The sequence below is a fragment of the Panacibacter ginsenosidivorans genome (genome assembly GCF_007971225.1).
GTDB classification, from domain to species: Bacteria; Bacteroidota; Bacteroidia; order Chitinophagales; family Chitinophagaceae; genus Panacibacter; species Panacibacter ginsenosidivorans.
Genome location: NZ_CP042435.1, coordinates 4,146,277 through 4,161,521, shown reverse-complemented (window position 1 = coordinate 4,161,521; position 15,245 = coordinate 4,146,277). Strand labels below are relative to the sequence as shown.

Genomic DNA, 15,245 nt, shown 5'->3' with positions numbered 1-15,245 from the left:
CAAAAGCCTGTAACACGCTAAAATATCGTTTGCATGAAATGTATAATTTTATCCTGCTGCCAGAAAACTATAAATAACACCACAATAGATAATACCATAAATAAAATGTAATTGCCCACCTGGCCGCTTTGTATCAATCTCAATTGTCTTGACGAATAATTTATAAACCTGCCAACGCCATTCACTATACCATCGATAGTTTTTTCCACAACAGATTTTAATATACCTGCCAAAGCATTCAATGGCCTTACTATAACGGCATCATATAACTCGTCTATATACCATTTGTCTGCCATTACTTTCTTTATGCCGGTATAAACACCTTCGAATGAAGTCTTTGCAAACATTTTACGTGTAACTGCAAATACAATTATTAATGCAACAACAGTTCCACCGAATAAGCCCCACTCAACATTACTGATATTTGGGATCTCATGCACTTCTGCAGGTACCACCGGCGAAAGAAAATCGTTAAAAAAAGGGTGCCCGCCAAACATTTCAGGAAACTGTACCAAACCACCAATGGCAGATAATACTGCTAGAATGATCAAAGGAATGGTCATTGCAGAAGGCGATTCATGCAAATGATGTTCCTGATCATGTGTGCCACGAAACCCTCCAAAGAATACCAGCATCATCAAACGGAACATATAGATCATGGTTAGCAATGCTGCAAAACATGCCAGCCAGAATAAGATAGGGCTGTGTGCATATGTTGCCATCAATATTTCATCCTTTGAGGCAAAACCTGAGGTAAAGGGAAAGCCTGTTATAGCCAATACACCAATTACAAATGTCCATGTTGTTACCGGCAGTTTTTTACTTAAGCCACCCATTTTGGTGATATCCTGTTCACCACCCATTGCATGTATTACAGAGCCGGCACCAAGGAACATAAGCGCTTTAAAAAACGCATGTGTCATTACATGAAACACACCGCTTGTATAAGCGCCTACGCCCAATGCAAGAAACATAAAACCAAGCTGGCTCACGGTAGAATAAGCAAGAACTTTTTTAATATCATTTTGGTATAGCGCAATTGTTGCAGAAAGAATAGCGGTGGCTAACCCAACAACAGCAACCACATCTTCAGTCATGGGACTCAAAGAATACAAAATGTTGCTTCTTGCTATCATATAAATACCCGCAGTAACCATTGTTGCAGCATGGATCAATGCAGATACAGGCGTTGGACCAGCCATTGCATCGGGCAACCATGTATATAATGGTATTTGTGCACTCTTGCCTACTGCACCTACAAACAATAACATAGTAATAGCAGTAACATCACCTGGAGACAATGTATCAGCAAGATCAAAAACTTCACTGTAAGTAGCGGTGCCAAGCTTATTCAACATCCAGAATACTGCAAGCAGAAAACCAAGATCGCCAATACGGTTCATTATAAAAGCTTTCTTAGCCGCATAGTTATAATTATTGTTCTTAAACCAGAAACCAATCAATAAATAAGAGCATAGACCCACGCCTTCCCAACCAATGAACATTATTACATAGTTAGCACCAAGCACTAACAATAACATAGAGAAAACGAAAAGATTGAGATAGGAAAAATACCTGCCAAAATGTTCTGCAGGTTCATCATGCATGTATGAAGTAGAATAAAGATGTATAAGAAACCCAATACCGGTAATGATCAGCAGGAACAAAGAAGATAACGCATCTACCTGGAAAGCAAATGGAACCTGAAAATCTGTAACATTAATAAAATTAAATAAAGTACTTACTGTACCGCCATTTGCTTTTACCTGTGTAAATAAAACAATGCTTACAATAAAAGAAAGCAGAATTGAAGAACATCCTATAACACTAATTGCACTTTTTGATAAAGACTTCCTGAAAAGCCCGTTTATCAAAAAACCAAGCAATGGAAATAATGGTACCAGGTAAACTAAATTATCCATAAGCCCCTATCTCCTAAAGGAGAATATTTTAAGATTAATTATTTATGATAAAAGCCTTACCCCTTTTTAGAGGATGGGCTTAATTCTTTAACCTGTTCAAAAAATTAATATCGACAGAATGTATATTCCTGTACATCATTACAATGATTGCCAAACCCACACTTACTTCCGCCGCAGCAACCACCATAATAAAAAACACAAATAACTGGGCATCTGTGCCTGCACCTGCAACAACAGCTTTATTAAGACCAGCGCTTATGTTCATTTTCGAAAAAGCAACCAGTAATAAGTTCACAGCATTAAGCATAAGCTCTATACACATGAAAATAATAATGGCATTACGGCGTGTTAAAACTCCCGTAACTCCAATACAGAATAAACATGCTGCTAAGGCTATATAATATTGAATCGGCATAATGCTATTTTGAATATGTACTGATTCTAATCCTTTTTACCAATTACCACCGCACCAACCATGGCGCTTAAGAACAACACACTGCTTATTTCAAATGGCAAAGCGTATTCAGAAAATAAAACTTTACCAAGGTTTTGAATAAGACCGATATCTCCTGTATTTGTTTCAACAGTTTTACCTATCATTTCGCCTGCAGATCTGGAAGCAGATATAAATATCCACAACAACATACCACCTGATATTACGCCCAGGAATTTCATCCAGATATTACGTTGCGGTTCTGTTTCTTTATTCAGGTTCATCAACATTACCACAAACAGGAACAGCACCATAATAGCACCGGCGTATACAATGATATTTACAATTGCAAGAAATTGTGCATTCAATAAAAGATAGTGACCAGAGATTGCAAAGAAAACAACAATAAGCCACAATACACTATGGATGGGGTTTTTGCTCACAAGCACCATAATAGCGCTGAACAAGGCAAGAACACTTAAAAACCAGAATAATATTTCAGTAGTACTCATGTATAATTCATCAATTTGAAAATTTGAAAATTTGAAAATTGTAGTTGGTTTTGGTCATTTTCAAATTATCAAATTATCCATTTTCAAATTACTTCTTCTCTCCTCTCGCTTTCGCAAACTCCTCAGGTTGTGTTTTTGGGTCAGGTATCAACAAATCTTTTTTGCCATAAATAAAGTTTTTACGTGCATAATCAGACGGTGTAAAAGTTTCACTTAAATAGATCGCATCTTTCGGGCAAGCCTCTTCACACAAACCACAGAATATACAACGCAGCATATTGATCTCATACTTAGCTGCATATTTTTCTTCACGGTATAAATTTTCTTCACCTGGTTTGCGTTCTGCAGCTTCCATGGTTATTGCTTCTGCAGGGCATGCAACAGCACACAATCCACATGCAGTACAACGCTCTCTTCCTTCTTCATCACGATTAAGTACATGTAATCCACGAAATACAGGGCTGAATTGCCGCGTTTGTTCAGGATAATTAATAGTAGGCCTTTTCTTAAACATGTGCTTAAAAGTTATAGACATGCCTTTCAGCACTGCAGGCAAATAAATTTTTTCGCCCAGCGTCATCGGCTTTCTGTCTACTTCTTTTACTCTGTTTGTTAACGGTTGCATTATGTTTCGGCTTTCAGCTTTCAGTATAATACTTACAGCTTAAGGTTTGCAAAAATATTTTTCTAAACTATAGCTACCAATTTTATCTGGTTATAGCTATTTGCTTACAAGCTTTCTGTTTCTTTGGTCATCGCCTGTTGTGTCACTCACTTGTACATTCTAAACAGCTATGAGCTATCAGGTATCAGCATTCAAAAAACAAAGCGTATTAACTGAAACCTGACTGCTGATTGCCGAAACTTATTCTTTAGTACAAGAGTGCGACGCAACAAAAGCACAATGCTTATTCAACAGTTGGGATCACAATATGCTAATTATTCAACCAAAGAACTACTGCACCAGTAATAACCATATTCACTAAAGCCAGTGGTATCAAGCCTTTCCAGCCAAGATTCATTAACTGATCATAACGGAAGCGCGGCAATGTCCAGCGTATCCACATAAACACAAATATGAAAATAAATATCTTTCCAAGAAATGCGACGATACCAATTATGCCCGCAACATTTGGTGAAAGTGTACTTTCATTCAGGAATGGTACATCGTACCCACCAAAAAATAAGGTGGCCATAATCGCACTGCTGATAAACATGTTAATGTATTCGGCAAATAAATAGAACCCAAGTTTCATGGATGAATATTCCTGGTGATAACCCATGTTTAATTCGTTCTCTGCTTCGGGCAGATCAAATGGCGCACGATTACACTCTGCCATAGCGCACACAAAGAATATTAAAAAACCAAGTGGCTGATACAAAATATTCCAATGACCGGTTATCTGTTTATCAACCATTTCTCTTAAACTAAGAGAACCCGTTATCATTAACAGTGCAATCAATGCAAGACCCATTGGCAATTCATAACTGATAACCTGGCTGGCACCCCGCATGGCAGCCATGAGCGAGAATTTATTATTGGATGCCCAGCCACCGATCATGATACCATACACGCCAAGACTTACTACAGCGAATACAAATAATATTGCAACATTTACGTCTGCGATCTGCAGGTTTATTTTCCTGTCGAATAATTCCAAGTGTCCGCCCCATGGCACAACAGCGCAGGTCATCATGGCTGTGAGCATAGCCAGTGAAGGGCCGAGAATAAATAAAAATTTGCTGGAGCTGGTAGGAATAATTTCTTCTTTGAAAAATAATTTCATACCATCTGCAAGTGGTTGTAATATTCCGAAAGGCCCGGCACGGTTGGGTCCGCGGCGATCCTGCATCCACGCTGCTACTTTACGCTCACCATATGTTGCATACATTGCAATTACCAATGATGCTGTAATAATAATAGCGATCAACACTAATTTTTCAATTATCAAAGCCCAGTCAATAGTAAGCAGTATCATTAGTAATTAATCTTTTTTAGTTCCGTTAAAGGTGTCACTGGTAGCTGGCCCATCTATCAAACTCAATTCTATATTTGGTTTGTTTACTTCACTTACATCATGAATATCCAAGAATAATCTTGGTTTTCGGCCACCCATCACATCTATCAATACTTCTTTGGGTTTTTCAATACCAACATAATGCCCCTGTGAAATAACTGAATGCCGGCTGATTGCTGAAGGGCCTTCAATCACCCAATCATTGATATGCTTTTTATCAAAGCGGCAATCATTGCAGATCCAGCCTGGTTTACCTGATGTAGTGTCTTTTACTTCGCCCCACTCATCTTTACGAGCTGTAACACGAAACACTTCATCACCACGCATCCATAGCTGAACTTCACCTGAACATTTAGGGCAATCCCTATGCGCATCAACAGGTTTTGTAAACCAAACACGATTTTTGAAACGAAATGTTTTATCTGTTAATGCACCAACAGGGCAAACATCAATAACATTCCCTATAAATTCATTGTGAAGATTCTTTTCAATATATGTGGCTATCTGTGCATGATCTCCGCGATCTAAAATCCCATGTTCTCTTTTATTGGTCAATTGATCTGCAACAAATACACAACGATAGCAGAGAATACAACGCGTCATGTGCAACTGGATCTTATCCCCCAGATCAACCTTATGAAAAGTTCTTCTTTGAAATTCGTAACGGGTACCCGCTTTGCCATGCTCGTAACTAAGATCCTGCAAATGACATTCACCAGCCTGATCACATATTGGGCAATCTAAAGGATGATTGATCAATAAAAATTCTACTACACCTGCTCTTGCATCTATTACTTTTGGAGAAGTAATATTCTTTACTTCCATACCATCCATAACAGTTGTTCTGCAACTTGCAACAAGCTTTGGCATTGGTCGCGGATCTTTATCACTGCCTTTTGATACTTCTACCAAACAGGTTCTGCATTTACCGCCGCTGCCCTGCAACTTAGAGTAGTAGCACATTGCAGGCGGCGCCACATCGCCACCGATCTTACGGGCAGCGTTGAGAATAGTAGTACCCGGTGGAACTTCCACCGTTATATTGTCAATAGTAACTTTAAATAATTGTTGTTGATCAGCCATATAAATTCTTTGCTCTGATTATAGTGAATAAAGAACTATCAATACAAGTGTGCGACGCAACAGAAGCTTAATAATTATTCTGTTGCTAAGTACATAAAAAATCTACACCGCAACAGCACGCTCATCTGCATAGTGCGCAATTCCATAATTCCTTTTCTGACTTTCTTCAGGATTTAAAATATGCCATTCAAACTCATCTCTGAAATGCCGGATTGCCGCTGCAACGGGCCACGCTGCGGCATCACCCAATGGACAAATGGTATTGCCTTCTATTTTTCTTTGAATATCCCAAAGTAAATCTACATCCGTCATCTTGCCTTTGCCATATTCAATATTGTGCAGAATCTTTTCCATCCAACCAGTACCCTCGCGGCAAGGAGAACATTGTCCGCAACTTTCATGACGATAAAATCTTGCAAGCGTTAATGTATGACGCACCACACACTGGTCTTCATCCAGCACAATAAAACCGCCGGAACCCATCATACTACCTGTTGCAAAACCGCCGTCACTTAAGCTTTCATAGTTCATCATGCGTTGTTCACCTTTTGCAGTTTTGAGCAAAAGATTGGCAGGAAGAATTGGAACGGATGATCCACCAGGAATACAAGCTTTCAGCTTCTTGCCATTTGGAATACCACCACAATATTTATCAGAATAAATAAATTCTTCTACAGAAATGGTCATGTCAATTTCATAGACGCCGGGCTTGTTTAAATTACCACATGCAGAGATAAGCTTTGTGCCAGTTGATTTGCCAACACCGATCTTCGCATATTCTTCACCGCCCATGTTAATGATTGGAACAACTGCAGCAAGTGTCTCAACATTGTTCACCACAGTTGGTCTGTCCCACACACCTTTGATAGCCGGAAACGGCGGTTTAATTCTTGGGTTACCACGTTTACCTTCCAAAGATTCTATCAACGCAGTTTCTTCTCCGCAGATATAAGCGCCTGCACCACGCTGCACATAAATCTCACAATCGAAACCTGTACCTAAAATATTTTTACCAAGCCATCCATTATTCTTTGCTTCTGTGATTGCCTGTTCAAGTATATCAACAATCCATGCGTATTCGCCACGGATATAAATATATGTTGCATTGCTGCCCAGCGCAAAAGAGGAAACAATCAAACCTTCAATCAGCAAATGCGGAATGAATTCCATCAAATACCTGTCTTTAAAAGTACCCGGCTCGCTTTCATCCGCATTACAAACAAGGTGACGAGGAACACCTTCAGGTTTTGCGATAAAACTCCATTTCATACCTGTTGGAAAACCAGCACCACCACGACCACGCAAACCGCTCTTCTTCACTTCTTCCACAATGGCTTCAGGGCTCATTGTTTTCAAAGCTTTTTCCACGCTGCGATAACCACCTTCGCGGCGGTAAGTATCGTAGTAACGAATGCCTTCTACATGATCCTTCTCTAATAATAATTTCATAAGCCCTAACTCCTAAAAAGAATTTTATCAGCCAACTTATAATCTTTACTCATCGTTCCTTGTGTCACTCACTTGTACTGTAACAACTTTATTCATCTTTTATCCAAGCGAATAGTTGAACATCCAATCAACACCGAACTTATCTGTCAACATTCCAAAATGAGCACCCCAGAATTGTTTTGCCACAGGCATTTTTACATTTCCACCCTCACTCATTTTATTAAACACTTCATGTAACTGTTCCTCACTATCCATTTCCACACTCAGTTGTATATTTCCCTTGCCCTCTGTTTTATAACCCTTGAAACCATCGGAGATCATCAACAGATTATCACCAAATTGCAATCTCGAATGTATGATCTTATGCTTCCACTCTTCATCAGTTTTTTCAGGACTATCTCCATAACGACTCAACATCAATATTACTCCACCCAATGCATCTTTATAAAAATTCAATACTTCTTCAGCATTGCCTTCAAAAATTAAATAAGGATTCATTTTCATAATAGCAAGTTTGAAATATGTTGAACAAAGAACTAAACGTACAAGAGTGCGACGCAACAAAAGCTACATAGCAGCAATGCTGCCCGGCTCCTAATTATTTGCCGCTGCATTTCTTCTGCACTCTTCTATAATTGAATCTACTTTTTCTTTTGTAAGATGCTCACGATAATTTTTCCCAAGCTGCATCATGGGCGCATAACCGCATGCACCAAGGCATTCCACCGTTTTCAATGTAAACATTCCATCGGTAGTTGTCTCACCAGGTTTAATGCCCAGCGTTTGACCGATGTATCCAATAATATCATCGCTTCCACGCAACATGCAAGGACCAGTCTGGCAAACTTCGAACATATATTTACCAACAGGTTTTAAATTGTACATGCTGTAAAATGTAGCCACCTCGTAAACTTCAATCGGCTCGATCTTTAAAAGTTCAGCTACATAGTCCATAGTTTCTGAACTTAGCCAGCCACCAAAACTTTCCTGCGCCAAATGCAACACCGGAAGCAACGCACTTTTTTGCTTGCCTTCAGGATAACGGGCAACAAGCCTGTTAAATTCTGTCATCTGCGTTTCTGAAAACTGTGCCATATAAGTAAAAGTCAAAAGTAAAAAGTCAAAAAAAGTGTTTTGAATTTTTACTTTTTAATTTAGAATTTTTATGCGTCCATCTCTCCTGCTATCAAATTCAGACTACTCATAGTTAAGATAGCATCACTAAGCATGCTTCCCTTTGTCATTTCAGAAAATGCCTGGTAATAAATAAAGCATGGTCTTCTGAAATGCAGTCTGTATGGAGCTCTGCCACCATCACTAATTAAATAAAAACCGAGCTCTCCGTTTGCACCTTCAACACTATGGTATACTTCTCCCGGTGGAATTTCTGTCTCACCCATGATGATCTTGAAATGATAGATCAAAGCTTCCATTTTTGTGTACACGTCTTTCTTATCGGGCAAATAATATTCAGGAATATCTGCATGGTACACTTCTGCTTCAGCACCTTTAAACTCCTGTATCTTTTGATAAGCCTGTGTAATGATCTTCATGCTTTCCCACATCTCCAGGTTACGTACTAAAAAACGATCATACGTATCGCCGGTTTTGCCAACTGGAATATCGAAAGTAAAATCTTCATAACTGCTGTAAGGACTATGTACACGAACATCATAATCAACACCGGCAGCTCTTAAGTTTGGACCAGTAAAACCATAATTCAATGCACGTTCTGCACTGATAGGACCCGCACCAATTGTGCGATCCATAAAGACGCGGTTGCGTGTTAAAAGGTTTTCAAACTCTTTCAACACCTTTGGATATTCGTCTAAGAACTTTTCCAGTTTTGTAAATGCAGTGTTGGTAAAATTTCTTTCAAACCCACCAATACGCCCAATGTTTGTTGTAAGACGGGAGCCGCAGACTTCTTCATATATCTCATAGATCAGTTCGCGGTACTGCATAACATAAAGGAATACAGACAAAGCACCTGCATCCACACCAACAATCGAATTACAAATCAAATGATCTGCAACACGTGCCAACTCCATAATTAATACACGCAAGTAGTCTACACGTTTCGGTGTTTTAACCTTCAGTAGTTTTTCGCAGGTTAAATGCCAGCCCATATTATTGATCGGCGAACTGCAATAATTCAAACGATCTGTCAATGGTGTGATCTGGTATAAAGGCCTGCGCTCAGCAATTTTTTCAAACGCACGATGTATATAGCCCACTGTTTGTTCTGCAGAAACAATGCGCTCACCATCTACCTCAATAATATTCTGGAAAACTCCGTGTGTAGCAGGATGTGTTGGTCCAAGATTCAGCGTGGTTGTCTGTTTCTCGATGGAACCATCGGGGAGTTTTACGTGATGTGCTGTAAGTTGATCAGACATTACTGTCTTATATTTTTATTTTTATGTACTTAACTTTTGAATTACTATTTGACTTCTGTTGTGTCACTCACTTGTACGCTTTATTCTTTGCGCAAAAATAAATAGCACATTACACTATTTTATCGCCAACATTACCTTTATCTTCTTCTGCCATTGTTTCACCTGTTTTATTCCTTTCCGTTCCAAATCCAAATGTTCCACCGCGACCAAACATTTCATCATCTTTATCAATTCTCGTTTGATCTTCTAATGGGTATTCTTTGCGCATAGGAAAGTAATCCATTTCATCCACATTCAAAATTCTTTTCAGGTTGGGATGACCAACAAAATTAATTCCATAGAAATCATATGTTTCTCTTTCCATCCAGTTTGCTGATGAATATAATTTGGTTGCCGTAAAAATATCGGGCTTATTGATATCTGTAAATACCTTCAAACGCAAACGAATATTATCTACAAGATTGTGCAGGTGATAAACAACTGCCAATTCCCTTCCTTTTTGATTTGGATAATGTACCGCTGTAAGATCAGTTAAAAATTGAAAGCGAAGTGTTTCATCATCAAACAGGAACTGCATTACTTTAAGGTTCATTTCCTTTGGCGCTTCGAAAGTAAGCATGCCATAAGGTTCTTCAAAGTTGGTTAGTTGGTCGCCAAACTTTTCTATTAGTTTCTCTTTGATAATGTCGTTTGTTAAGCTCATACCCCAAACCCCTAAAGGGGCTTTATATTATTTGTATAGATGATATTTTCAAAACATTTTTATTTTTCAACTAAAGCTTAATATTTAATCTTCAGTTGAAAGGATTGCGACGCAACGAAGATGCCATATATTCTGTTGCCGGTATTAAACCTATCATTTGTACATCAGCACATTTGCAAATTCGCACATTACTATTGTATTCCGTAACTATTCAATAAAGCTTTGTAATGCTCGCTGTTTCTGCGGCGCAAACTTTCATTATGCACTAATTCCTGTATGCGTATAAAACCATCGAGAATTGCTTCAGGTCTTGGAGGGCAACCGGGCACATACACATCTACAGGAATAACCTGGTCAATACCCTGCAGCACACTATAAGAATCAAAAATACCACCGGAAGATGCACACGCACCAACCGCTAAAACCCAACGTGGCTCTGCCATCTGAAGGTAAACCTGTCTTAAAACCGGCGCCATTTTTTTTGCGATGGTACCCATTACCATCAGCAAATCGCACTGGCGTGGTGTAAAACCCAAACGTTCTGAACCAAAGCGGGAAAGATCATAATGTGAACCCATAGTTGCCATGAATTCGATACCACAGCAGGAAGTTGCAAAAGGTAAAGGCCATAGAGAATTTTTTCTTGCCAAACCTACCACGCTTTCAAATTTGGTTGCAAAGAAACCCTCGCCCTGGTGGCCTTCGGGCATATCTGCGATAGCGACTGTATCGTTGAGATTGGCTTCTTTTGGATGTATATTAAACCTTACAGGACGTGACATAAATACAATTTGAAAAGTTGAAAAATTACATAATTTGAAAATGCCTTATTTCTTTAACAATCAACAACACTTTATGTTTTCTATTCACGCATTTTCAAATTTGAGCATTAAACCTTTGATATTAGTCTTCCCATTTAAGCGCTCCTCTTTTGATTATATATATAAAGCCAACCAGGAAAAATGCTAAAAATAAAAGTATCTCTGTAAAACCTGTCCAACCCAAACCTCTGAAGTTAACTGCATAAGGATAAAAGAAAATCACTTCCACATCGAATAGTACAAATAAAATAGCAACGAGAAAATATTTGATAGCCATGGGTTGACGTGCATCTCCATGAGTAGAAATACCACTCGCAAAGGTTGCCAGTTTGTCTGTTGTTTTACGCTTAGGGCCAAAAAAATGCGTAAGAAACATCATAGTAGCCACAAAGCCTGCTGCAAATATCAGTTGGATTGCGATGGGTAAGTAGTCGTAAGTTGTTCCTGTAGCCTGTGCATCTAATAAAATGTGGGGAATACTCATAATATTGAATTGCTCCGCAAAAATAAGGGCAAGGGTTGGCAAAAAAAAACTCCACTTTGAAAAGTGGAGTTTTTATAAAAGATATTTTAGATTTATTTTTTACCGCTACCGGTTTTTGATTTTGTTTTATCGGCAGGTTCTTTATCATTCGCCGTGCCGGATTTCTTTTGTTTTGATTTTTGTAAAATATCAATATACTTGGCAGCATCCGGATTTGTTGGATCATAAACAAGTATTTGCTGCAAGTAATATATTGCAGAATCAACATCTTTCTTTGTATTGGCATAATAACCTGCAAGAACACCGTTAACCTGAACAAGAGTTGGCTTATATTTTACTGTATCCGTCTTTAAAAAATTAATGTAATTAATTGCCGGAGCTACAATAAGTCCATTAGTCATAGATGTATCGCAGGCTTGCGCCGTTTTATATTGCCACAACGGGCCATAAATCTGATCAGGGAATTTTTGTTGATATAATTTAAATAATGAATCTGCAAGCTGGCAATCCTGCGCAAAGTATGCTGCTTCGCCATAATCATAGATATCTCTGTTTGTAGGATTGGCGCTCATTGCATAGCTTTTTGCCACCCATTCCAATCTCTTGGGGTAATTCTTCGCTCTTTTATAAACTGCAGAAATACTATCTACATACATTTGTTTATTTGCCCGAACCGTATCAGTTTCATAAGCCTTCTGAAGTAATGCAACTGCAGAATCGCGCATTAAACTATCTTTTGAATAAATTGTTGCGCCAATAACATAATCGGAAGGATCAATTTTACCAGGGTTTGGATTACTGAAAAATTTCTTTATAGCTTCTTCAGCGGAAGCGTTGTCTCCTAGTTTATTATAATTATATGCATAAATGATATTAATCCTGGCATAATCTTTACAAGCGCCATTTTCCATTTCTTTTGCCTTGGCTATTGACTCCTGGTTCTTACCGGCACGGTATAAATAGTCAGCAACAAAATATTCAGTAGCACAATCTTTATCTGCATTTGCCACATATTTATCCAAATATTCTTTTGCAGCATTAACATCTCTTTCTTTGTAGTAATTAAAATAAGCAAGATAAACAGGAGCATAAGTTGGATCAGCAGCAATTGCTTTACCATACCATTCATTCATGTATTCTAAATTATTCTGGCTTTGGTAAACTCTTCCAATACGAAAATAAGCTGCTGCATACTGGGGATTACGGACAGTAGCATCCGTAAATGCTTCTACTGCCTGGCCACCCCCTTCACTGCCCTTTTTCAGATAACTCTTACCAAGATTTATATCAATGTCAGGATCAGTAGTGTTTAACGCTTGCGCCTGTTTCAATTTTTCTATACCGTACGCAATATCTCCCTGTTGGCTGCTTCCATCTGCGTTTGCACGCCCAACTGCATTTAAAATATCGGGATCAGGATTGCCTTTATTCTTTCCTTTAGTTGGTGTTACAGCAGTAATAGCCTGGTCAAAACGTTGACGGGCAGCATTTTTATCCCCGCCTTCCAGCAATTCTACATGTCCCATACCCACCCATATCCAGGGGTCATTAACACCATCAGTCAATGCTTTTTGGTAAAGTGCTTTTGCCTTGGCAATATCATCTGCGGCAAGATATGCCTGACCAAGCCAATATATACTTTTGGGATCTTTTGAATTTGAAGCGACTACCTTTTCTAAAGTTTCTGTTGCGCTTTTCGTGCGCTCATAGTAAAGAAACTTTATGCCTTCATCCAAACTTTGTGCAATCGTAAATGATGTTGCAAGAACAACCGAGAATAGTGTTAAAGTTGCTTTCTTCATTTTCTACGTTTTATACTGGTGTTATATGTTTACTCTACATTACTTTTTCTTAAACCAAAATACATTTTAGCCGGTACAAGAAAACTTCTTCTAAAAACTAACTGGCCTCTCTCCAGGTTTAAGTAATTTGTAAATCCTGTTCCCAATCCTGTTGAATTTTCTTTTAGTATATAATACAAAGGACGTACCAAAGGGTATTGTCCATATGTTATAGTAGCCTGCGATGGCTTTGCAAAACTTCCGCTGTCACAGTTTCTTCTACACTCAAGCAAAGCAAATCTTATTTTATCTCTGTAGGCCAGCTGCTCAGGATCCTGGTCGTTGGTAACCCAACTGGAGCCAACGAAACCAATAGCATCAGCATTCTTAGAAACATAATCCACTACTGATTTACTACCGTTTGCAGCCATTACTTTACTGCTAAAACTTTTCCCACGTAACACAGAATCAAGCAAAAATCTAACTGTACTCGTGGCATTATTTCCATCCACTACCACATTTTTAGAGCTATCTTTTCCACTAAGCATGTCCTGCAACTGCTGCAGGGTAAATACACTGTCCTTCGCATCTTTATTAATGATAACACTTACGGCATCATAAGCAAGAATATCAAAGTTTGGTGCGTAAGAAAGTTTATCTGTAAAAAGCTGCTTTTCTTCTTTTGTTAACCCCTTTGCCACAATGATCATCCTGGTACTGTCTTTCCCTAAATCTCTGAAACAATCAGCTTCCGATTTATAAGATGCAATGATTTTTGTTTCCGGATAAGAAGACTCATACACTTTTATCTGTTCACTGATTACCGGCTCAAAACTCTCATCAACACTTATATTGATGGTTCCCTGCTTTGGTGTATCGTAAGCTGATTTTTTATTATCATCACCACAACCTGCTGTTATTATGAGCAGTGCAAAGAAAAGCATGCAGCCAATAACTTTATTATTTTTTTTCATACTATTCTTCCTTCTTTAGCCCCCTGTACAATCTGAAACCGCCATATAAAAGACATAAACCACCAAAAGCATAGATCATCATTTTATCATACTGCTCAAAAAGATCAAGCCCTACTTTATCATTGAAAAACATCAGCAAACCAATACCGATAATAAATATGCCAACCGTTATATTATACACAGTACGCATGGTACTGTAATTTCTTCTTTGCCTATCCCTGAATTCATTCTCCATTGAATAGTAATTTGTCCGGGGTTGGCAATATAGTAATTTTTATTATTACCAATCTCCGAATGTTATCAATTGCAGAAAATAAAAATCATTTTTATTTTAACATCTTGTATACTTATGATTAGTAGTTTTTTACCGGGCTGCAATACTACTATCAAGCTTTCGTTGCGTCGCACACTTCGGGGTTTTCCTTTTCATCGGCATAAAGCTATCTTGCCCTGTTTAAGCAGCCGCATTGTTTACATTCATTTATACTTTTGTCATTAAAAACATATACAATCATTAAGCAGGAAACGTACGGAAATAAACATCGTTTTAATAAGTAAAAGATACTGCATTTCTCCTTAGATGCAATGGCCAATTAAATCCATAAAGGAAATCAAGGTTTTGGATATTAATTATTATAAAAGTCTTACAAGTAACTTTTATTACCT

The 15,245-nt window shown here is 38.3% G+C and carries 16 protein-coding genes; all 16 read right to left on the bottom strand.

Going from position 1 to position 15,245, the window contains the following annotated elements; genetic code table 11:
* Positions 1–17: 17 nt before the first annotated feature.
* The 16 genes from nuoL to FRZ67_RS17395 all read right to left on the bottom strand — a co-directional run bounded on the left by nuoL (position 18) and on the right by FRZ67_RS17395 (position 14,814).
* Positions 18–1,922, bottom strand: coding sequence for an NADH-quinone oxidoreductase subunit L (nuoL, locus tag FRZ67_RS17470; protein WP_147191631.1), 1,905 nt, complete (start codon positions 1,920–1,922; stop codon positions 18–20).
* 79 nt (positions 1,923–2,001) lie between these two features.
* Positions 2,002–2,337: an NADH-quinone oxidoreductase subunit NuoK gene (gene nuoK / locus FRZ67_RS17465; protein WP_147191629.1), complete on the bottom strand. Its 336-nt coding sequence runs from the start codon at positions 2,335–2,337 to the stop codon at positions 2,002–2,004.
* A gap of 26 nt (positions 2,338–2,363) precedes the next feature.
* Complete coding sequence (locus FRZ67_RS17460; RefSeq protein ID WP_147191627.1) at positions 2,364–2,867, bottom strand: NADH-quinone oxidoreductase subunit J family protein; 504 nt, start codon at positions 2,865–2,867, stop codon at positions 2,364–2,366.
* Between the two features lie 88 nt (positions 2,868–2,955).
* Positions 2,956–3,492 (bottom strand): NADH-quinone oxidoreductase subunit NuoI, encoded by a 537-nt coding sequence (gene nuoI, locus FRZ67_RS17455; RefSeq protein WP_147191625.1) that lies wholly within the window; start codon positions 3,490–3,492, stop codon positions 2,956–2,958.
* A 310-nt stretch (positions 3,493–3,802) separates the two neighbouring features.
* Positions 3,803–4,846, bottom strand: coding sequence for an NADH-quinone oxidoreductase subunit NuoH (gene nuoH, locus FRZ67_RS17450; protein ID WP_192903881.1), 1,044 nt, complete (start codon positions 4,844–4,846; stop codon positions 3,803–3,805).
* A gap of 6 nt (positions 4,847–4,852) precedes the next feature.
* Positions 4,853–5,968, bottom strand: coding sequence for an NADH-quinone oxidoreductase subunit G (locus tag FRZ67_RS17445; RefSeq protein WP_147191623.1), 1,116 nt, complete (start codon positions 5,966–5,968; stop codon positions 4,853–4,855).
* Between the two features lie 102 nt (positions 5,969–6,070).
* Positions 6,071–7,417: an NADH-quinone oxidoreductase subunit NuoF gene (gene nuoF, locus FRZ67_RS17440; RefSeq protein WP_147191621.1), complete on the bottom strand. Its 1,347-nt coding sequence runs from the start codon at positions 7,415–7,417 to the stop codon at positions 6,071–6,073.
* 99 nt (positions 7,418–7,516) lie between these two features.
* Positions 7,517–7,921 (bottom strand): VOC family protein, encoded by a 405-nt coding sequence (locus FRZ67_RS17435; protein WP_147191619.1) that lies wholly within the window; start codon positions 7,919–7,921, stop codon positions 7,517–7,519.
* Between the two features lie 90 nt (positions 7,922–8,011).
* On the bottom strand, positions 8,012–8,512 hold the full coding sequence (locus tag FRZ67_RS17430) for an NADH-quinone oxidoreductase subunit NuoE family protein (RefSeq protein ID WP_147191616.1): 501 nt from the start codon (positions 8,510–8,512) through the stop codon (positions 8,012–8,014).
* A gap of 68 nt (positions 8,513–8,580) precedes the next feature.
* Complete coding sequence (locus FRZ67_RS17425; protein WP_147191614.1) at positions 8,581–9,816, bottom strand: NADH-quinone oxidoreductase subunit D; 1,236 nt, start codon at positions 9,814–9,816, stop codon at positions 8,581–8,583.
* Positions 9,817–9,925: 109 nt separating this feature from the next.
* The gene (locus FRZ67_RS17420) at positions 9,926–10,519 is read right to left on the bottom strand and encodes an NADH-quinone oxidoreductase subunit C (RefSeq protein ID WP_147191612.1); all 594 of its coding nucleotides are present in this window, start codon (positions 10,517–10,519) and stop codon (positions 9,926–9,928) included.
* 191 nt (positions 10,520–10,710) lie between these two features.
* Positions 10,711–11,301 (bottom strand): NADH-quinone oxidoreductase subunit B, encoded by a 591-nt coding sequence (locus FRZ67_RS17415; RefSeq protein WP_147191610.1) that lies wholly within the window; start codon positions 11,299–11,301, stop codon positions 10,711–10,713.
* A 121-nt stretch (positions 11,302–11,422) separates the two neighbouring features.
* Positions 11,423–11,824, bottom strand: a complete 402-nt coding sequence (locus tag FRZ67_RS17410; RefSeq protein WP_147191608.1) for an NADH-quinone oxidoreductase subunit A — start codon at positions 11,822–11,824, stop codon at positions 11,423–11,425.
* Positions 11,825–11,916: 92 nt separating this feature from the next.
* Entirely contained in the window at positions 11,917–13,626 is a 1,710-nt protein-coding gene (locus FRZ67_RS17405) for a tetratricopeptide repeat protein (RefSeq protein WP_147191605.1), read from the bottom strand.
* Between the two features lie 29 nt (positions 13,627–13,655).
* Positions 13,656–14,579: a PstS family phosphate ABC transporter substrate-binding protein gene (locus FRZ67_RS17400; RefSeq protein ID WP_147191603.1), complete on the bottom strand. Its 924-nt coding sequence runs from the start codon at positions 14,577–14,579 to the stop codon at positions 13,656–13,658.
* Between the two features lies 1 nt (position 14,580).
* Positions 14,581–14,814, bottom strand: coding sequence for a hypothetical protein (locus FRZ67_RS17395; protein WP_147191601.1), 234 nt, complete (start codon positions 14,812–14,814; stop codon positions 14,581–14,583).
* Positions 14,815–15,245 lie beyond the last annotated feature (431 nt).